The following is a 19,636-nucleotide window of genomic DNA, read 5'->3' as shown; positions in this document are numbered from 1 at the left end:
CCCTGCCGACACCGAGGAGCTCCAGCGGACGATCACCAGGCTCGAACAGGGCACTGTCGAACTGGCCACCGCCTTGGAAGAACGCGAGGCTGGCCTGGAAGCAGCCCGGGAAGTCAACCGTCCGTTGACCAGAGCCTTCAACCAGCGTGAGTGATCAGCCGCCCCCCCCGCGTGGAGTCGGCCCGATGCTATGGATGGTGCGCGGGATCGACGAGCCAGTCCTGCAGCTCACGGTGCCGGAACTGGTAGGTAATACCGGCGACTCGGAGCAAACCTGCCGACTCGGCCCAAGTGAGGAATGCAGTGAGCCGCCACGGCAAGCGACGGCTTCCACGGCGCGTGCACAGCAGCAACGCGAGATAGCGGTATGCACTGGACGCCGCCACCAAGGCGAACGCCAGCGTCACCCCCAGTTGCCAGGCGAGTGCGGCAGAAGGCGGGACCCCGATGCCCGGCGCGACGACGAAGACGACGGCTGGTGCCATGACGAGCCCAGCCATGACGCCGCGGCCGAGGGTGCTTACGACATCGGCGCGCAGGAAGTGTCGTGGGTCCGTGATGTCCGCCACCTGCGGATCCTCGAGCCTCATCGCCCCCGGGCCCAGCCACATCGTCAGAAAAAGGGCTGTCCAAAGGGCGGCCCCGAGGGAGAACGCCAGCCCCAGCTCCAGCACGAGGCCGACCAGCATGCCGACGACGGCGCCGAGCGTCAGGCCCCAGCCGCAGCCGAACCGCAGACCGCGGGCCCCGCTGCGGGAGAAGAGATTCCTCGGCAGGGCCCGCTCCATCGTCGGCCACGCCTGCCATGCCTCGGTCGCCCACACCGCCAGCAGTTCGATGCATACGAAAACCGCAATCTGGCCCGCCAGGCCGCTGTAGAGCATCGTCCAGAAGCGCACGGCAAGCCAAGGCAGGATCACCCAGACCGGTACCAGGACGAGGCAGTGCACGACGCGCGGCAGGTACGTCCCGGCAAGAGGCCAGAGGGCGTGCGGGACCAGATCGGTGCCGGACAGCCGACGGCCCCGCACCGAGCGGCCTTCGGCCTCATTGCGGTGCAGGTAGAGGGCCAGGGTCCGTAGCCACATACGCGTCTGGTCGGCAGAGTACAGCGCGCCGCGAGGCGCCGGATGGCTCGCGACGGCCGCTTCGACGAAGAGGCCGAGCAGACGATCGTGCACCGCTCGGTCCCCGTCCGACTTCTGTTATGCGCTGTTGATCTGTCCGCGCGTACTGTCCGACGTCGTGTCGATCTTGAGGTGGCGGGTCTATTTCACCCGCCGTGAAACGCGGTGGCCCCGCGAAATGACTCCCCTGATGAGGGAGTTCAAGGATCAGTTCTCCGAGCTGGACGAGCGTCTGGAGGAACGCGGCGTACCCGACGGGCAGCCGTACCTGATTGGCCCGGGCGGGGAGTTCGACGTCGGCTTGAACCGGTACTTCTCGGTATGGCTGGCGCCGTCGCCGTGGAACACCCAGGCGGCTCACGCCCGTGACCTGCGGACGTTCTTCGACTTCCTGTGGTCGGCGCGCGGGCAGTGTGGGTGGCGGGACGCGACGGCGGAGGACCGGGCGGCGTACGAGTGGTGGCGCCGGCGGGACGAGCGCGGCCCGCAGGTGGAGGACAGCAGCTGGGATCGGGAGGTCGCCACCGTCAACCAGTTCTACGTGTGGGCGGTCTCGCAGGACCTGGTGCGGGGCAACCCGATCCGACAGCGCGCTGCCGCGGCCTGGTCGCCGTGGTCGGGCGCGGCCGGGGGAGGTGGGCGGCTGGTGCCGGCGGAGGCGTCGAAGGCGGGGCCGCGGCGGGAGGTGCGGTGGCTGCCGCCGGGGTCTTACCGGATGTGGCGGGATGTGGGGCTTCGCGGGTACGGGCCGGACGGTCTGCCGAACGCGGGGTTCCGGGGGCGGTGGGCATCGAGGAACGCGGCGTACACCGACACGATGGTTCGCTCGGGCCTGCGGCTGGGCGAGCAGTCCGCGCTGACGCTCTTCGAGATCCCGCCCGTGCCGCCGGCGGCGTCGGGCATCGTGAACGCCCGCACCGTCCTGCCCGACGCGATCTCCAAGGGGTTGTCGGGGCGGGCGGTGTACCTGCCGGTGTCGGTGCTGCGGGACCTGCACGAGTACCTGGAGTGGGACCGGCGGGAGGCGATCGAGTACGGACGCGCCCGCGGCTTCTACACGCCGACGCGGCGCTCCCTGGTGGTGGAGGACCCAGCGCGGCCGCGGGTGCGCCTCGGCGGGCGGTGGGTGCCGGTAGCGCGACTGGACTCGGCCGAGCGGCGCCGGTTGCTGGTAGCAGGTGATCAGGGCTTTGAGCCGGCGATGGTGTGGCTGAACCAGTGGGGGCTGCCGATGTCGGTCTCGGGCTGGAAGCAGGTCTTCGCCGATGCCAACGCGCGCTGCGCGGCGGCCGGCGTGCGGGTGCGGACGAGTCCGCACGGGCTGCGGCACTCGTTCGCGGTGATCACGTTGGAGCTGCTGTGGCGCGGGCACGTGCAGGCGCTGGGCGAGATGAACGGTGAGCAGCGGCTGACGTATCAGCGGGTGTTCGGTGACCCGCTGAACTGGGTGCGGATTCGGATGGGGCACCGGTCGGTGACCACCACCGCGATCTACCTGCACACCTTGCAGGAGCTGGAGATGCGCACTCGGCTGGAGTTGGTGCCCGAGGACTCGTGGGAGCCGGCCGGGTACAGCGCGGACGGCTGGGCCGGGCCGGGCGGGGTTGCCGCGTGAGCGGGGCGGGCGTGCGGGCGGGGCGCGGTCGGGCGGCGGCGGTTCCCGGCGGCTTCTACGATCGGCCGCCGGCGGTGGAGCTGCCCGAGGCCGGGGGCAGTCCGGTGGTGCACTTCGTCGGCGAGGACGGCCGGTCGCGGGATTTCCGCTTCGCGGAGCTGCCGCTGCCGCGGCTGCACCAGGGGTTCGCCGCGGCGCTGGCGGCGAGGGTCGGCCCCGGCGGCGGGCGGCGGACACAGCGCGCCGCGATGGGGCAGTGGCAGTCGATCCGCCGGTTCTTCACGGTGCTCGAAGGGCTCGCGGCTCCGCCGTGCCGGGTGGAGGAGCTGGCCGCGCGGCATGTGGAGCGGTACTGGATGAAGTGCCTGGAGACCTGTTCGCCGGTGACCGCGGCCAGGCAGGTGCAGGAGCTGCTGCGGCTGTTGCGGGCTCTGCCTGGCCAGGACCGGCTCGGGGCTGACCTCGTCGAGTACATGGCCCAGCGCCGGCACGGGGCGGACGCGCAGTCCACAGCGCTGCCGGGCTACTCCGACGGTGAGTTCCAGGCGGTGATGGCTGCCGCGCGCCGGGACGTGGCCGCGATCCGCGACCGGCTGGCGGCTGGAGAGGAGTTGCTGGCGCGCTACCGGACGGACCCGTGCGGACTCGATGAGGCGGCGCGGGAGCAGGGGGCCCGGCTGGAGGTGATGGCGGCCTGCGGCCGACCTCAGGTCGACTACCGCGGCCTTGCCGTCGGCCAGTATCCGCGGGCGATGTACGAGCAGGCGCGGCAGCTGTTCGTCGTGGACGACGACCTGGCCCCGCTGATGGTCTACGCGGCCGGGCTGACCGGGAGGAACCCCGAGACCCTCAAGGAACTGCCCGCCGAGCACGAGGTGCTGGAAGGGGCGGCGGTGGCGCTGACGCTGACCAAGCGCCGCCGTGGGAAGACCAACACCTTCACGCAGGTGCACTGGAGCGTGAGCCAGGACCCGGCCCGGCAGCTGGGCTCGGCCGGCTCGTTCTACCTGCTGCTGCACCGGCTGATGGCCCGCAGCCGGGCCTTGTCGGGGACGGGGTCGCTGTGGTCGATCTGGGCCGGGAACGGCCGGGGCGCGGTCCTGCACGCCGGCAGCGGCGGCCACGTGGGCCCGTTCGACGCCGAGCTGGCCCGCAAGCTGCGCCTGGGCGCCTGGGCGGAGCGGCACGGCTTGACCGACGACGGCGGCGGGCCGCTTCAGCTGCGGTTGACGCGCATGAAGCGGACGGTGGAGATCCGGACCGCCAAGCAGGCCGGCGGGCACCTGCCCTCGGTGCGGCTGACGAACACCGCGCAGACCTCGTTCGCCCACTACCTGCGCGGGGACCCCTTTACGACCGAGTGGGCCGCGGACGTGCTGACCGAGGCGATCGCCGACGCCGAGACCGCCGCGCGGCAGGCCGTCGCCCGGGTCGGGGCGGCAGAGGCAGCCGCCCTGCCGGAGCGGGTGCGGGAGGATGCCGAGTCCGGCCAACTGGACACGCTGGTGGCATCCTGCCTGGACATCGAGCACAGCCCGGCCGGCGGCCGCTGCACGAGCTCGTTCTTGACCTGCCTGGCCTGCCCCAACGCCCTGGTCCTGGAGCGCCACCTGCCGACGCTGCTGGCGCTCGTCGACGCCCTCCAGGGCGACCTCGACCGCCGCGACGCGCACGACTGGGCTGCCCGGCACGGCGCGACGTGGCAGATCGTCACCGCGCACATCCTGCCCCGCTTCACCGCCGGCCAGCGCGCGGCCGCAGCACGCTCCAAGCCTGCCGCGCTGCCGCTGCACCTGCTCGACGGCCCCCAGGAGACACCATGATCACCAGCAAGATCACCGCCCCTGCCACCGCGGCGGCGCCCGAGCCCGCGGGCACCGCGGTCTACGTGCTGGCGGGTCGGCCGCTGCACCCCGGGGCTGATCTGGAGCAGACCGCGGTGTTCACCGATGACGTGTGGCCGCTTCGCCCCGCGCTGCTGCGCGCGGACGCCAAGCCCCTCAGGCTCGACTTCACGGCCTTGCCGACGGCGTTCCGGCCCGCAGCCAAACGCCTGCACCAGGTCCTGCTGGCGGCCGGCGACCTACCACTGGGAGAGACGCCGCTGTCGATCGCCAGTATCCGCACCGTCTTCACCGACCTCAAGCGCCTGTTCACCTGGCTGGAGCGGCGGCAGCACCACACGCTGGCCGAGGTGACGCGGCAGGACCTGGAGGACTACCACGCGGACCTGATCACAGCACGGATGTCGGGCAGTACCACCGCGTTCCACCGCCGGTGCGTGCGGATGCTGTGGGTCTACCGCGATGTCCTCGACGGCGAGCACCTTCACCACGACCCCTACCAACTGCCCAGCTGGCAGGCGTGGGAGCGCGCCAGGCGCTCCCACCGCCGGGGGGAGAACAGCACCGAACGCATCCCCGAGGAGGTGATGGGGCCGCTGCTGACGTGGGCACTGCGGTGGGTCGACGACTTCGCCACCGACGTCCTGGCCGCCGGCGCCGAGCGGGCGGCCGTGGACAGCCGGCCACCCGCTGGGTCGCACGCGCCGACCGTGCTTGCCGCACTGCTGGACACCTACCGCGCCCGCCGCGCGCCGCTTCCGACCGCACCGGCTTCCTTCGGCCTGGGGCCGGCCGGCCGCCGGGTGCCGAACGCCAGCTACCTGGCCCGGCTGCTCGGATACCGGCGGGGCCGGCTGAGCGGCCGGGTTGAGAAGGAGCTCATCGAGCACGTCGCCGCCGAGCTGGGCCTGGCCGACGACTCCTACCTCAACCACATCCCGCAGGCAGTGCTGGACGGCACGCCCTGGCTGACGCGCATCTCCTACTACGAGGTGCCCCGGCTTCAGCAGCTGCTGCAGGTCGCCTGCTGGATCACGGTGGCGTACCTCTCCGGGATGCGCGACTCGGAGATCAAGCACCTGCGCCGCGGCTGCGTCGCCGTCCAGCGCGACCCCACCGGCCGCGTTTACCGCCACCGCCTGCACAGCCTCGCTTTCAAGGGCGAGGTGCCCGCAGGGGTGCCGGCGGCCTGGGTCGTCACCGCCCCCGTGGCCCGCGCCGTCGCCGTCCTGGAGCAGCTACAGCCGCCCGGAAGGGACTTCCTGTTCGCACCGCTGCCCAGCGCCGCCCGGCACCAGATCGCCGAGCTGGCCGACCGCGTCGCCGGGTACGACACCACCAACAAGCACCTGGCCACGTTCGTCGCCTGGACCAACGACTACGCTGCCGCCCGGGGGCGGCACGACGTCGTGCCGGACGTCGGCGGGCATCCCTTCCGCCTGACCACTCGGCAGTTCCGCCGCACCCTCGCCTGGTTCATCGCGCGCCGCCCCGGCGGCGCCATCGCCGGCGCCCTGCAGTACCGCCACCAGTCCATCCACCTGTTCGAAGGCTACGCGGGCACCAGCGAATCCGGGTTCCGCGACGAAGTCGAAGCCGAGCAGGCTCTGGCCCGCGGCCACTTCCTCGCCGACCTGTCCGCCGACGAGGGCCACATCGCCCTGACCGGGCCGGCCGCCGCGGAAGCAGAGCAGCGCATCGCCACGTTCGCCACCCGTACGGTCTTCGAAGGACGCGTCGTCACCGACGAGGCCCGCCTGAAACGGATCATGGCCCGGCACGACCCGAAGGTCTACCCGGGTGCGTTCGTCACCTGCGTCTACAACCCAGACCGCGCCCTGTGCCGTGCCCGGCACGGCGAGTCCACCGGTCCGGAGATGGCTGACTGCCAGCCACTCGCCTGCCGCAACACCGCCCTGACCTCCGACAACCGGGCGGCCCTGACCGCACACGCCGCCGAACTCGACACCGCCCTCTCCCACGGCGACCTGCTCGCCCCATACGTCCGACACCGCCTGACCGAGCAGCACCAACAGACCACCGCCTTCCTCTCCCGCCACAGCCCGGAGCCGACGTGAACCGCCCCGCCCTCCCCGACACCGACACCGTCCGAGCCGCCATGGACACGGTCCTCGCCGACGCCGCAGCCCGCGGCCGCCGCCCCACCCTCACCGCGGTCGAGCGGCACCTCGGCCTCGCGCACGCCACCTTCTACCGGCACTACAGCGACCTGATCACCGGCTACTTCCAGCCCCGTATCCCCCGGCCGGCAGCAGCTGCGGATGACGGCCCGGCGGATGCCGACGAGACGGCCACCCAAACGGTGCGACGGCTGCGGCAAGAGAACACCGAGTTGCGCCGCACCGTGGAGGTCTACGCGGAGATGATCCGGCAGCTGGCGACCGAGAACGATGCCCTGCGGCAGCCCTCGGCCGTCGTCCGCTCCCTTCCAGCGCGCGGCAACGTCTGAAGAGCTGCCCGATGGCGTCTGCGCCGGGACTTGCACACTGCGCTGCCAGCAGGCGGGCCCGCACCGCCGCCACGGCCGAGGTGGTGTGGATGATGATGTTGCGACGAACATCAGCACCGACCACAAAGGTCCACTTCCGGATGGACGTGGATGAGGACGGCTCATTGTCTGCCGGTGCCGCAGGTTGCGGCATTCGCGCCGGTGGCCGAGTTGTGGGTGGGGACGTCACCTGTGGTCTGGTCGCTTCCGCCAGATCCGGCTGTCCCGCCGCCCGCGCCCGCACCTCCAGCACCTGCCCGAACACCTCACCCGGCAGTGTGCTCTGACCTTCCCCGTCCGGCTTCAGCAGCTAATCCGCAACCTCAGGCTCCACGGTCAGCTCGAACATGACCGGCTCGGCATCACCCGAGGTCACCGTCACCGTAACCGGCTCGGTGGCCATGCCCGCGGTCAGCACCGGCGCGGACGCGAAGCCCAGACCATCAGTGGTCACGGTCACCACCGACACCCCGCCAGGGAAGAACGCGGCGTCGGGCGGCGTGACAGTGAAGGTGACCTCCGCCCCCGCCACACCCCCCGACAACCCGCGCACCCGCAACGCCCGCGCGAAAACCTCACCCGGCAACACGCTCTGGCCGTCCCCCGACAGTTTCAGCAGCTCATCCGCAGCCTCAGGCGCCACCATCAGCTCGAACGTGACCGGCTCGGCATCACCCGAGGTCACCGTCACCGTAACCGGCCCGATGGCCGCGCCTGCGGTCAGCACCGGCGCGGTCGCCACACCCAGACCATCCGAGGCCACCGTCACCACCGACACCCCGCCAGGGAAGAACGCGGCGTCGGACGCCGAGACGGTGAAGGTGATCTCCGCCCACGGCACACCCTCCCCGCCTGACAGCGCCCGCACCGCCAACGCTTGAGGGAAACTCTGGCAGGGATACGTGCTCTGGCCATCCCCGTCCAGCTTCAGCAGCTCCTCCGCAGCCTCAGGCGCCACCATCAGCTCGAACGTGACCGGCTCGGCGTCACCCGAGGTCACCGTCACCGTCACCGGCCCAATGCCCGAGCCCGCCCACAGCACCGGCGCGGACGCCACACCCAGACCATCCGCGGTCACCGTCACCACCGACACCCCGCCAGGGAAGAGCGCGTCCCCCGAGGGAACCGTGAACGTCACCGACGCCCCCGGCACAACCTCCCCGCCTGACAGCGCCCGCACCAGCAGAGGATCGAACTCACCCCCCGGCAAGATCGCCTGCCCATCCCCTGACAGCTTCATCAGCTCATCCTCAACCGCAGGCTCCACGGTCAGGTTGGAAGCCTCTGACCCGCTGCTGTCCAGGCTGGCCCGGACTTGGAACTCCACCGTGGTGCCCTCGACGGGCGGCAGATCCAGGTTCTCTGTGCCGTCGGCTTCGGGGACGATTGGGGAAGACATTGGTACTCCTTGCATTGGATGGGTTCTCGTAGCATGCCGACCCGTACACCCGGCTCTGGAGGATCTTCACAGAGATCCTGATGGGGCGTCACCGTATCGAAGGACTTAGGGCTTCTCACTCGCCCCGCCGGAGCCCACCCGTACAGAGCCGTGGTATGGCCAGCAGTCCGGTCCAGGGCGAACCAGTCGGGCGCTGCGTGCAGGAACGGCGTGGCGTTTGGCTACGCCGGCCGGACATGGACCTCGCGTAAGGGGTCGATGAGGTCGGGGAACCGTTCTTCCCGGCGGGCGTGGGCGAGGCGGGCGGACAAACGCTGGCCCGCCGGTGGCGTGTGAGGGATCAGGCGGCCTTCTCACCCGCCGCGAAACTCTCGCCGGCCTGAAGCCGCATTCCCTCACGAGACGCCCGACGCTCAGCGGTCAGGCCCCCACCCTCCGGATACCTCACCTCACCGGCATACGGCAAGGATCACCAACCGGCACCACCCGACGGCAACCCGAAATCCTCAGTAGGAGTCGAGCCATTCGTCGCTGTCGGAACACTTCGCCATGACCACCGTTCCCGCCTCACAGCGGACAGCGGACAGCGGACAACGGACAGACCCGAACCCTGTCCATAAGTTCGGCTCCACCAGTTCCCGGGGGTCTCGCACGTACGAGCCCGTGGCCGGGTCCCGCTGTTCGTACACGATCGCGGCCAGGGTCAGCCGCCAGGGCGTGGCGAGCCGCGCGGTCAGAGGCGTCGCGGCAGAGCCGTAGATTTCGTCCAGTACCCCGGCCCATCGCGCTGGATCGTCCGTCCTGCTCTCGATGAACGCCCGCCCCCTGGCCGGCCGCACACTGCTGATGTCCACCCGGGCCGCGTCCTTGAGCCACACGCGCGCCGACTCCAGCGCCCGGTACTGCTCGCTGCGGCAGGTCAACACCACCTTCGCGCTGTCCAGCCCACGCTGATAGGAGTTGAGCGCGTCGAGCGCACGCCGGGCCTGGGAGGTGTAGTCCGGCGCGTTCTCCGCGGCCATCTCGTCCAGGCCGTCGAGCACCGGCAGCACCATTCCAGCGTCGAACAGCGCGCCTGCGGCGGCCGGGGAGAGACGGTGGGAGTCCACCAGATGTGAACAGACCCATTCCCGCAGGGCCTTCGTCGGGTCCTCGCCCGGACGGGGCGGCGGACGCCGGGGCGAGCAGGGTGTGCCACGACGACAGTGACAGCCGCACGGGCACCGGATCGTCGGGCCTTCGGTCCTGGAGCAAGCCCAGAACCAGCTCCAGGGTGAGCAGGGTCTTGCCTGCGCCGGGCGGTCCGGTGATCACCAGTCGGCCAGGGCGCAGTCGGCGGTAATAGGCCACAACCTGGCGTGAACTCCCCCTGTGCCGGGCCCCCGACGCGTTGTGATGGGGTGCGGGCATATAGACGAAGTCCAGATCGATCGATCTGCCGTGCCCGCCCAGCAGCCGCTTTCTGGCCTTGGTCTCGGAGTCGAGCACCGCTGCGGCGAGCCTGCTCGCCGTGCCCGCGACGTCGGTCTCCTGGTGCCGCCACGAGAGCCAGGCAAGACGCCCAGCCCACCCGCTGACGGACAGCCCCACCAAGGCGATCACCGCGCTCAGTGGGTCAATGTCCCCCTGCTTGGCCCCCGGCAGCATCAGCGCCGCCACACCGAGCCCCAGCACCGCCCCCATGCCGTACAGCCACGCGGCAAGCCGCCCCCGCCCACTCTTCATGGCCTACATGATGAACGCCACGACGCTGTCGGTGCCGGGCAATTCCCCAGGTATAGCTCTTCCGGAGTGAGAATATTGAGAAGCTGCAGCGCCTGCGTATGCCGGGTTGCCTGACCCCCTTGCACCCTGTGAAGGCCGGGCCCTCACACCACGCTTTTCGTCGGTTCTGGGTGTGTAGCTGAGGCAGGGGACCGGAAGGGGGCGCAGGCGTGGGTCCATGTCGAAGTTGACCACTCAGCCACGCCGCTCGATCCAGCGATGACGCCACACCTGTTGCATCCGACACCGTCAGTCGTAGCGGCTTCTACCTCGAAGGCCACGCCGACGGCCCGACCCGCTGCTGGCCAACCGCGGCTACGACCATGACAAGTACCACCGCTTTGTGTGGGCGCTGGGCATCAATCCGGTGATCGCCCGCCGCGGCGTCCACACGGCTCCGGCCTCGGCATCCACCGGTGGGCCGTGGAGCGGACTATCGCCTGGCTCCACGGCGTCCACCGACTACGGACCCGATGAGAACGATGCGACGACATCCACGAAGCCTTCCTCGGCCTCTCCACCTGCCTCATCACTCACCGCCACGTCCAACGCCTTTGTGAGGATCTCTTAGGGGCGGGCTTGATTCCACCACCAGGTGAGGGCGGGGTAGGGGAGGGGGTCGGGTGTGCGGTCGCTGGGCTTGTCGGTCCAGCGGAGGCTGTAGGGGGAGTCGGGCAGGAGATAGCGGGCGGTTTTCATGCCGAAGTTGATGTTGCCGCTGACGATGAGGTCGATGCCGGTCATGTACCGGCTCAGGTCCTCGTCGGCGTCTTGGAGGATGGTTCGTCTTGTGTCCGTGACCTGTGCCCCAGCCGTGCTCCTTGCCGTTGAGGAGGTCCGTTACCTCGTCGACGTGCACCTCCCTGTTCTCGTCTGCGCTCACGGGGCTGTCGGCGTGGGCGGGCGGAGTGTTGGCGGCGTGAGCGGCGCCGAGGAGGGCGACGGGAGCGGAGGCCAGGGCTGCGAGCGTGACCATGCGACGGGCGAGGCGATTGCTATTTCATGCCTGACCAAGCGATCACCGGGCGTCAGGGATACGTGTGGCCTCCCGCCCGGCGCCGGTGATGATCGCGCCAGCCTGGCAGGGCTGTCCGCATCACCGGGCCCAGTCGGCGCTTCGTGTCGGCGTACACCTCAGTGTGCGCAGTCGGGTACGAGTGAACATGCTCGCTGGCGGTGGTGGAGGGCGGAGGTACCTACCTGCCCAAACGTCTCCGGTCACGTTGCGACTCTGGGCTACGGTCCCTTCCTGTGAACCGTACTGATCGTTTGTATGCGCTGGTGGAAGAATTGTGTGCAGCTTCGCCCCGCCCGCGGAGCGCCCGGTGGCTGGCCGGGCGATTCGATGTCAGCCCCCGCACCATCGAGCGCGACCTCAACGCCCTGCAGCTATCCGGTGTGCCCATCTACGCCGAGCCAGGCCGCAGCGGTGGATATGTCCTGGACAAGGACCACACCCTGCCACCTTTGACGATTACCCCGGCGGAAGCGACCGCTCTGGCGGTGGGACTGCACGCGCTGTCCGGGACACCGTTCGCAGGCGATGCTCGTTCGGCGCTGCGCAAGGTCCTCGCCGTCATGCCCCGACGCGAGCGCCACGCCATGCACGAGCTCGCCGACCGTGTCCGCCTCACTGCCTCCCAACGGCAGCCGACCAACGTCCCCCACACCTTGCGAGAGGCGCTTTCGACTCGGCAGGTCCTACACCTGCACTACACCGACGCGCAGGGCGCCAGTACCGATCGCATCGTCGAACCCATGGGTTTCCTGGGCGGCGACCATTGGTACCTCATCGGCTGGTGCCGACTCCGTGCCGCGGTACGCGGCTTCCGTCTCGACCGCATCCAGCAGGCGAACGCCCTGGCGGAAACGGCCCCGCCGCGCCCCGCGGATCTTGCCGCCGTCGACACCCTCGGCTGGGAGTTCGTCCCTCTCGAGGAACTCGTAAACACCGACATAGGGCTGTCGCCCAAAGCATAGAAGCTGGTGCCCCACGACGACGGAAAGGCACCTCATGCATCTGACAACCCAGCCCCCCACCCCCGAAACCGCCCTGCCGAATCGAGAGAGCGGCACGAGGCTGCTGGAGGGGTGGACGGCGCTGTGGAGCGGCGATCTCGCACTCGCGGAGCAGATCATCGACCCCAAGTTCCGGCTGTGTTTCGCCAACATCGTTGAAGGCACCGGCACCGACTCCACCCTCGAGCGCAGCACCCTCCTCACCTTCATCACCGCCCACCGCCAGGCTCTTCCCGAACTGACCTACGACCTCGATGGTCCGCCCGTTATCGACGGGGCTCACGGACGTCTCGCATCCCGGTGGACTGCGACCTACGTTGATGGCTCAGGCACACCTGTCACGAAGAGCGGCATTGACATGTTCTCCATCACTGATGGGCGGATCTCCGGCGTGTGGTCACTCACAGGCCGACGCCGGTTCGCCGTGTAGCGACCCTCCACGCTTGCGTACCGGAAATCGCGAGCCGTCACGTTCTCGGCTGAACCACCGGCATTCTCACCACGACACTGGTGGCCGGCTGCGCGCGGTCGGCCGGACCGTACGGCTGAGCCCGGACGCCGCCCGCCAGGTCGCCGAGCACCTGACAGCGGCCGGTCCCGGGCACCTGTGGGAGGGTGTGCGCTTCTCCGCGACGTGGGGGAGCCGGGTCGTCCTGGACACCACCCTCGTCCACCCCGCCAGGGTCGCCGAGGTCAGCGCCGACCGCGCCGTCGACCACGGCGGCATCTACCGCCACCCGCTTCGCTTCCAACGGCTGCGCCTTGACGTGACCACGCAGGACGTTCCGCGCTTCGGGGCCGGACCCGACTGCAGGAGCCGGCTGACGACCCGAACCCGAGTCCCCCGGGCACCGTGTCTCCGTGCCGCTGGCCGGGGGACGCGTGGTGCGCGTGCGGCCCGGCGATCCGGCAGGTTCGTCTTTGAAGCGCCCCGTCGTCGACGCCGTTACTCCTATCCGCTCTGTTCTGAGGTGTCCTTCGTGGCCTAGGCGCTGGTGGCCAGCCCGTTCACGCCCGGGTGACGGTGGTGGGGTCGGCGTGCCATTTGCGTCCGCCGCGCTCAGTGCTGTGAAAGGCTGAGGCATGCCCCATCACCTGCGGTTCTTCTTCGAGTACGGTGTCGATACCCCGTTGTGGCCAGGTCCGTCGGACATACCCGACCTCGACAGCCCTTACGGGTACCCGTGCGCCCCGGAGAAACTGCCCATCACTCCGGTTATCAGCAACGAGCTCACGAGACTCGCCGACCTGTACCAGTCCTCACTCGACTGGGACCACCCGGCGGGTCCCTCGCCCTGGACCCCTGAGCAGCAGGAATCGTTCCAGTGTGAGGCCAATGCAGTACTGGAAGCGTTGCGCCGCGACCTGGGCGACGGATGGACGGTCGAGGACCGAAGAGGCTGAGTCACGCCTGCGGCCAACAAGTTTGTCCAGCTGGCCAACTATGGCGGTCAGTCACAGTGGGAATGACCCGTCTCATCGAAGTTCGGTAAGTCTCATCGATTCCTAATGCGTTCTGTCAAGCCGCGAGGGCCGTCGGCGGTGTGAGCTCGTAGGCCCGTCCATCACGGAGGAGAGCCCACAAGGCGTTCACCCGGCGGCGGGCGAGGGCGAGGACGGCTTGGGTGTGGCGCTTGCCCTCAGCTCGTTTGCGGTCGTAGAACCGGCGGGATTCCTCGCACTTTCGGATGCTGAACAGTGCGGAGGTGTAGAAGACGCGCTGGAGTCGCCGGCTGTATCGCTGGGGGCGCCGCAGGTTGCCGCTGATCTTGCCGGAGTCGCGCGGGACCGGGGCGACTCCGCCGAAGCCGGCGAGGCGGTCGGGGGTGCCGAAGGCGGTCATGTCGCCGCCGGTGTCGGCCAGGAATTCGGCGCCGAGGATGACGCCCAGGCCGGGCATGCTGGTGATCACGTTGAAGTGCCGGTGGTCGCGAAACCGGGCCTCGATGAGCTTGTCTAGCTCGGAGACCTGCCGGTTGAGGGACATGACCTCGTTCGCCAACGTATGCACCATCTGGGCGGTCAGCTTCTCCCCGGGCAAGCTGGTGTGCTGGCGTTCGGCGGCCTCGACCGCAGTCTCGGCGAGCTGATCTGCGCGGAGAGCCCTTCGGTTCCGGAGCCAGGTCTCCAGGCGCTTGGTGCCGAGCCGGCGGATGGCTGCTGGAGTCTGGTAGCCGGTCAGCAGGGTCAGGGGGCCCTTGTTGGTGAGGTCCAAGGCCCGTTCCAGGCCAGGGAAGATCCCAGAGAGCTGGGCCCGCAGCCGGTTGACGGTGCGGGTGCGGTCGACGACCAGGTCCATGCGGCGACCGGTGAGAATCTTGAGGTCGATGACGGTGTTGTCGCCGGTGCGTAAGGGGTTCAGGTCGCGGCGGATACGGACCTGGTCCGCGATGACCGCGGCGTCTTTGGCGTCGGTCTTGCCTTCGCCGCGGTAGGTCTCGGAGGCGCGGTGGATGGCCCGGCCGGAGATGTAGTTCACCGGCTGGTCGTGGTTGAGGAGGACGGTGATGGCCAGGGCGGCGCTGCCGTCGGACAGTTCGATGCCCCAGGTCACCTCGTCGCCCAGGGCCAAGACGTTGCTGAGGAGTTCGAGGAGTTCGGGCTCGTGGTTGGCGACGCGTCGCGACAGCAGCCTGCGGCCGCTCTCGTCGATCGCAATGCATGGTGGTGGGTCTTGCCTGCGTCGATGCCGGCCCAGATCGCGGCCATGGTGCCTCCGTGCGGTGGGGTGTGCTGGTGCCTCCCGACGGACGACCTCGCTGTCGATTCCCTACGGAGCGATCATTCGCAGCCAACCATACGAAGGGCTCGCCCGGTCCCGCAGAACAACGTAGGGAAGTTTGACCGGTCTTGCGGCTGGGCACTCGGCTCAGCCGACAGAGCGGTCCGGCTGGGACCAGGGCCCCTCGAAGGCCGGCCCGCAGTCGTCGGGCAGATGGACGACCACCAACGCGGCCGCCTCCCGCGGCGTAAGCGACCCGCCCAGCATGCCGCCCACGCGCAGCGGCGCGTATACGATGCACGATTGCGCGTCACCCACGATGTACGGCAGGTCGTTGCTCCACGGGAACTGCGTGTTCCGGTGAAAGCTGAGCGCCCCGTGGCTCGGGAACGGGTACCGGGCCCGTAGCCGAGGTTCGGCGTAGCCGGCCGCTATGACCGCAGGCTCCCCCCGCCGCGCCCCAGGGTGCCCCTCCAGTATTCCGCGCCAGGTCTTCTCGACAACCGTCTCTTCAGCCATCCCGTGATCATGACGTCCGGGCTCGGTCACGACAACCCGCTCCGGCCCCGGCGGTCAAACTCCGATGAGACTTACCGAAGTTCGCTGAGACGGGTCAGTCTGGTGGTGTCCTGCGTCAACGAACCTTGATTGCCTGCCATCGAACTTTGACGGTCGCGAGCCCTGAACGCAACACCCGTGGCGTCATGCTCGCCCTCGTCGTTGCCGCACGGCCGGGGCCCCTGACCAGGCGTGATCAAACTTCGATGACACATCTCGCCTCGCTCGACCTCACCTTGTCCGAAGCCACCCAGCTGGAGCTTGATCAGTGGCTCGCCGCCGGCCCCAGCACCCGCTACGAGGTGCTGATGGCGCTCGTTGAATCTCCCCAGGTGCCGCTCTTCAGGTGGCCAAACCTGCTCAGGTGATCTCCCCACCCTTTGCGTGATCCTTTTCGGCGTGTCGAACTGGTGTCGGTGTGTCGTGGAGAGCCTGCGTGAGCACGGACTTCGGCCTGTTTGAAGGGCCCTGGATGCTCACCTGGGAGGAAGACGTGGATGCTCAGGCACTGCGTCGCCAGGGCTGGTCGATCTCGGCGATCGCCCGGCACCTGGGGCACGACCGCAAGACGATCCGCGCCTACTTGAACGGCGAGCGAGTCTCCGGCTATCGACGTCAATCGCCGGACGCGTTCATGCCCTTCTTGGAGTACTGCCGGCAACGGCTGAGCGATGACCCCCATTTGTGGGCCTCGACACTCTTCGACGAAGTGGTGGAACTCGGCTATTGGGGCGGCTACTCAACCTTCACCCGGGCCCTGCGGCGATATAAAGCGCGACCCCACTGCGAACCATGCCGGGCTTCGAGCGGCCGCGACGTGGCGATCATCGCGCATCCTCCGGGCGAGGAGATCCAGTTCGACTGGGTCGAGCTCCCGGATCCGCCGGCAGAGTGGGGCGTCGGCGCCAACGCGCATCTCCTCGTCGGCGCCCTGGCCCACTCGGGACGATGGCGGGCCGTGCTCGCGGAGGCGGAGACCTTCCCGCACCTGGTTCAGTCCATCGATGCCGTGCTGCGGCGCCTGGGCGGAACGGCCCGGCGATGGCGCTTCGACCGGATGGCCACCGTCTGTCACCCGCCGACCGGACGGATTCTTCCGGCGTTCGCCGCCGTCGCGAAGTACTACGGTGCTGGCATCGACATCTGCCCGCCCCGGCGGGGCAACCGCAAGGGCGTCGTTGAGAAAGCCAACCACTCAGCGGCCCAACGCTGGTGGCGAACCGTCCCGGACGGCATCAGCATCGAGGCAGGCCAGAACGGCGTGGACAAGCTGGCCGTCCAGATGGACAGCCGCAAACGCAAGCTCGACGGAGCCTCAACCACGGTCGCCGCGCTCGCCGAAGCCGAGCCGCTGCTGGAACTGCCGACCCGCCCGTTCCCCGCCGAGCTGGAGCAGACCCGCGTCGTCAGCCCGCAAGGACTCGTCTCCTTCGCCGGCAACCACTACTCCGTCCCGCCTGGGCTGACCGGCGCCCACGTCACGGTCCGGATCCGCCTCGGCGAGGACGACCTGCACGTGGTCACCGCCGGCCGAGCGGTCATCGCCCACCACCGCCGGGCACCGGACGGAGCCGGGCAGACCATCCGGGACGCCGGACACGTCATTGCCCTCGAACGAGCCGTTCTCGCCTCGTTCTCCGACAAGGCTCCCTGCCGCACCAAGGTCCGCCGACCCCCGTCGGCCGCAGCCCAGGCGGAAGCCGAAAAGCTTCGCGGCCGACCTGAAACAGACGTCGCGAACCGGGTCGTCATCGACCTGTCTCACTACGCCGCCGTCGCCGACCGGCTCCGGCAGGCCCCCACCCACGAAGACCAGGAGCGTGAGAGTGAGTGACACCATGCCGATGAGCGAGGCCCGCCGCTACCAGCAGCTGCGAGGCCACCTGTCCTATCTGAAACTCAACGACGCCGCCGAAGCCCTTCCCCGCGTCCTGGACCAGGCCCGAGCCGAGCGGATGACCCTCACCACCGCCCTGGAGAAACTACTCGAGATCGAAGTCGAGGCGACCGAGGCCCGCAAACTCTCCTCCCGACTCCGGTTCGCCTGCCTGCCAGAACCGTGGACCTTGAACGACTTCGACTTCGCCGCCCAGCCCGGCGTCGACGAGAAACTCATCCGCGACCTGGCCACCCTGAGGTTCCTTGACAACGCCTCCAACGTCCTGCTGGTCGGCCCGCCCGGCGTCGGCAAGACGATGCTGGCCGTCGCACTCGCCCGCTCCGCGGTCGATGCCGGCCACCGCGTCTACTTCACCACCGCCGCCGAACTCGCCGCCAAGTGCCACAAGGCCGCACTCGAAGGCCGCTGGTCGAGCATCATGCGGTTCTTCGCCGGACCCCGCCTGCTCGTGATCGACGAACTGGGCTACTCCCGCTGCCGGGCGACGGCGCTTCGGCCCTCTTCCAGGTGATCAACCAGAGGTATCTGAAGTCGAGCACGATCCTCACGACCAATGTCGGTATCGCAGATTGGGCCGGCGCCTTCGGCGACGCGACCGTCGCCGCCGCGATGCTCGACCGGCTCCTTCACCGCGCCGCCGTCGTCGGTATCGACGGACCGTCCTACCGTCTCCGCTCGCACCAGTCCCACTCCGACAACCTCCGCAAAGGGGTGACCGGACGTGGTGGTTGAACTCCGGGCCTGCCCCATCTGCTGGACCCAGTTTCAGGCCAACCCCCAGGCCACCCGCCACACCTACTGCACCCCCCGCTGCAAAGCCGAAGCAGCCAGGCGACGACGCCGTGAACGCGACGAAGCCATCAACACAGCGGAAACCGACGTGGTCACGCGGCAGTCACCGGCACCCACACCCCTGACGCCTACAGCTATCCGCAACTGCCCGCACTGCGACAAACCAGTCACCATCGTGGCGCTTCTCGCCACTCCCGAGGCCGCGCGGCCAACCATCCCCACAGCGAGTCCCGACGTCATCCCCATGCGTCGCGGCTGAGCGACCGCACGCCACTGACCTTGTCGGCCTCAGGCGGCGGGCAGGGTCAGTCGGCGTTCTTGAACCAGGCGCCGATGTTGTTCCACATGAAGGCGTCCTTCCAGTCCAGGCGCCCCTTGGCCCAGCCGTTCAGGGCGGCGATCACCTTTTCCTGGGAGATCGTCCGGGTCTGGTAGTGCTCTGCCGCCGTCCCGTCACGGAACTCCAGCTGGTAGGTGTTGTCATCCCTGAGCCACACCTGCACATACCAGTCGCCGGCCGCCTCATCGTCGACTCGCTCGACGATCACGAAGGCGTTGCCCCGGCCGAGGTTCGCCACCATCCGGCTCAAGGCCGTGGGCCCCGGGTTCCTCGCCTGACGACCGTGCTCGTCTCTCGCTTGCAGCATGGCCCGATCATCCCCCACAGCTCTGACACCCGAAGAGCAACCACGTCACGCCCTCGCTCGCTCCCCACGTTCCCCAGTTGGTTCACTCCGTGAACCAACTGGGGCGAAGAGTAGCTCTGAGGAGAATTCGGGATCGGCATCAGTGCGGGACTTCCTGGTCTGGACGGCTCGGCGCGGCCACACCGGCGACCTTCTGGTCCCTCACCGATGCAAGGCCGAGCCGGAGGGAATGGACGAGGACATCCACTGGGACCTCCTCCAGGAGTGCCTCCACGACGAGGACCTCCCCTTGGACGTGAGGGCCGCTGGGTCCCTACTCCTGCTGTTCGGCCAGCACCTCACCCACATCATGGCCCTCACCCCCGGGCACCTCGACGTCCAGGACGGCCACCAGATCATCCGCCTCGACAGCACTCAGATCCGCCTCCCGCAGCCCCTCGCCACCCCTCTCACCCGACTCATCGAGCAGCAGCCCAGGCAGGGCTGGAGAGGCGATACGCCCGTCACCTGGCTCTTACCCGGCAGTCGGCCGGGAACCCACCGCTCCGCCAGTCTCCCTCGCCCGGGTCCTGACCAGACACGGCATCGCCATCCGTTCCTCATGCGCGACCGCCCTGATCCAGCTTGCCGAGGAGTTGCCGCCGGCGGTCCCGGCCCCGCTCCTCGGGCTCCACGTCATCACCGCGCTGCAGTGCCGCCGCCGAGCCGCAACCGACTGGACCACCTACCTACAGGCACGC

15 protein-coding genes and 3 pseudogenes are annotated in these 19,636 nt (G+C 69.3%); 11 read left to right on the top strand and 7 right to left on the bottom strand.

The window, feature by feature from the left end:
- Nucleotides 1-188 precede the first annotated feature (188 nt).
- Nucleotides 189-1,181 (bottom strand): hypothetical protein, encoded by a 993-nt coding sequence (locus ACFYZS_RS03895; protein WP_389006454.1) that lies wholly within the window; start codon nt 1,179-1,181, stop codon nt 189-191.
- Nucleotides 1,182-1,317: 136 nt separating this feature from the next.
- Between ACFYZS_RS03895 and ACFYZS_RS03890 the strand changes: the two genes are divergently transcribed.
- From ACFYZS_RS03890 to ACFYZS_RS03875, 4 genes are all read left to right on the top strand, one after another.
- Complete coding sequence (locus ACFYZS_RS03890; RefSeq protein WP_389006452.1) at nt 1,318-2,742, top strand: site-specific integrase; 1,425 nt, start codon at nt 1,318-1,320, stop codon at nt 2,740-2,742.
- A 74-nt stretch (nt 2,743-2,816) separates the two neighbouring features.
- A complete protein-coding gene (locus tag ACFYZS_RS03885) occupies nt 2,817-4,565 on the top strand; it encodes a hypothetical protein (RefSeq protein ID WP_389006450.1) in 1,749 nt (582 codons plus the stop codon).
- Nucleotides 4,562-6,664, top strand: coding sequence for a hypothetical protein (locus ACFYZS_RS03880; protein WP_389006448.1), 2,103 nt, complete (start codon nt 4,562-4,564; stop codon nt 6,662-6,664). Before ACFYZS_RS03885 ends, ACFYZS_RS03880 begins: the two co-directional genes overlap by 4 nt.
- The gene (locus tag ACFYZS_RS03875) at nt 6,661-7,056 is read left to right on the top strand and encodes a hypothetical protein (RefSeq protein WP_389006446.1); all 396 of its coding nucleotides are present in this window, start codon (nt 6,661-6,663) and stop codon (nt 7,054-7,056) included. The genes ACFYZS_RS03880 and ACFYZS_RS03875 overlap by 4 nt, the downstream gene beginning before the upstream one ends.
- A gap of 349 nt (nt 7,057-7,405) precedes the next feature.
- Here ACFYZS_RS03875 and ACFYZS_RS03870 read toward each other — a convergent pair whose 3' ends face one another.
- Together ACFYZS_RS03870 and ACFYZS_RS03865 are read right to left on the bottom strand one after the other, a co-directional pair.
- The gene (locus ACFYZS_RS03870) at nt 7,406-8,494 is read right to left on the bottom strand and encodes a hypothetical protein (RefSeq protein WP_389006444.1); all 1,089 of its coding nucleotides are present in this window, start codon (nt 8,492-8,494) and stop codon (nt 7,406-7,408) included.
- A gap of 506 nt (nt 8,495-9,000) precedes the next feature.
- Nucleotides 9,001-9,603 carry a hypothetical protein gene (locus tag ACFYZS_RS03865; protein WP_389006442.1) on the bottom strand — a complete coding sequence of 201 codons (603 nt, stop codon included), beginning with the start codon at nt 9,601-9,603 and terminating at the stop codon, nt 9,001-9,003.
- A gap of 929 nt (nt 9,604-10,532) precedes the next feature.
- Between ACFYZS_RS03865 and ACFYZS_RS03860 the strand changes: the two are divergent.
- Nucleotides 10,533-10,813: pseudogene (locus ACFYZS_RS03860) on the top strand (IS5/IS1182 family transposase); the annotation flags it as partial.
- A gap of 12 nt (nt 10,814-10,825) precedes the next feature.
- Here the strand turns inward: ACFYZS_RS03860 and ACFYZS_RS03855 are convergent.
- Nucleotides 10,826-11,002 (bottom strand): hypothetical protein, encoded by a 177-nt coding sequence (locus ACFYZS_RS03855; protein WP_389006440.1) that lies wholly within the window; start codon nt 11,000-11,002, stop codon nt 10,826-10,828.
- Between the two features lie 507 nt (nt 11,003-11,509).
- Between ACFYZS_RS03855 and ACFYZS_RS03850 the strand changes: the two genes are divergently transcribed.
- The 3 genes from ACFYZS_RS03850 to ACFYZS_RS03840 all read left to right on the top strand — a co-directional run bounded on the left by ACFYZS_RS03850 (nt 11,510) and on the right by ACFYZS_RS03840 (nt 13,681).
- Nucleotides 11,510-12,238 carry a helix-turn-helix transcriptional regulator gene (locus tag ACFYZS_RS03850; RefSeq protein WP_389006438.1) on the top strand — a complete coding sequence of 243 codons (729 nt, stop codon included), beginning with the start codon at nt 11,510-11,512 and terminating at the stop codon, nt 12,236-12,238.
- A 34-nt stretch (nt 12,239-12,272) separates the two neighbouring features.
- A complete protein-coding gene (locus ACFYZS_RS03845) occupies nt 12,273-12,707 on the top strand; it encodes a hypothetical protein (RefSeq protein WP_389006436.1) in 435 nt (144 codons plus the stop codon).
- 653 nt (nt 12,708-13,360) lie between these two features.
- Nucleotides 13,361-13,681 carry a hypothetical protein gene (locus tag ACFYZS_RS03840; protein ID WP_389006434.1) on the top strand — a complete coding sequence of 107 codons (321 nt, stop codon included), beginning with the start codon at nt 13,361-13,363 and terminating at the stop codon, nt 13,679-13,681.
- A gap of 115 nt (nt 13,682-13,796) precedes the next feature.
- Here ACFYZS_RS03840 and ACFYZS_RS03835 read toward each other — a convergent pair.
- Both ACFYZS_RS03835 and ACFYZS_RS03830 read right to left on the bottom strand, forming a co-directional pair.
- Nucleotides 13,797-14,986: pseudogene (locus ACFYZS_RS03835) on the bottom strand (IS110 family transposase).
- A 160-nt stretch (nt 14,987-15,146) separates the two neighbouring features.
- Nucleotides 15,147-15,518, bottom strand: a complete 372-nt coding sequence (locus ACFYZS_RS03830; protein ID WP_389006432.1) for a DUF6193 family natural product biosynthesis protein — start codon at nt 15,516-15,518, stop codon at nt 15,147-15,149.
- 146 nt (nt 15,519-15,664) lie between these two features.
- Here ACFYZS_RS03830 and ACFYZS_RS03825 point away from each other — a divergent pair, with 146 nt between their 5' ends.
- From ACFYZS_RS03825 to istB, 3 genes and pseudogenes are all read left to right on the top strand, one after another.
- Nucleotides 15,665-15,925 (top strand): hypothetical protein, encoded by a 261-nt coding sequence (locus tag ACFYZS_RS03825; protein WP_389006430.1) that lies wholly within the window; start codon nt 15,665-15,667, stop codon nt 15,923-15,925.
- A gap of 68 nt (nt 15,926-15,993) precedes the next feature.
- Nucleotides 15,994-17,391: a transposase gene (locus ACFYZS_RS03820; RefSeq protein ID WP_389006428.1), complete on the top strand. Its 1,398-nt coding sequence runs from the start codon at nt 15,994-15,996 to the stop codon at nt 17,389-17,391.
- A 4-nt stretch (nt 17,392-17,395) separates the two neighbouring features.
- A pseudogene (gene istB / locus ACFYZS_RS03815) lies at nt 17,396-18,189 on the top strand (IS21-like element helper ATPase IstB).
- A 365-nt stretch (nt 18,190-18,554) separates the two neighbouring features.
- On the opposite strand, the gene ACFYZS_RS03810 reads toward istB, so the two are convergent.
- Nucleotides 18,555-18,896 carry a hypothetical protein gene (locus tag ACFYZS_RS03810; protein WP_389006426.1) on the bottom strand — a complete coding sequence of 114 codons (342 nt, stop codon included), beginning with the start codon at nt 18,894-18,896 and terminating at the stop codon, nt 18,555-18,557.
- Between the last annotated feature and the right edge of the window lie 740 nt (nt 18,897-19,636).

The organism is Streptomyces sp. NPDC001903, assembly GCF_042891345.1.
In the GTDB taxonomy this organism is placed as follows: Bacteria; Actinomycetota; Actinomycetes; order Streptomycetales; family Streptomycetaceae; genus Streptomyces.
The sequence above is the reverse complement of the archived record's forward strand: the minus strand, read 5'-3'. Positions and strand labels throughout refer to the sequence as shown.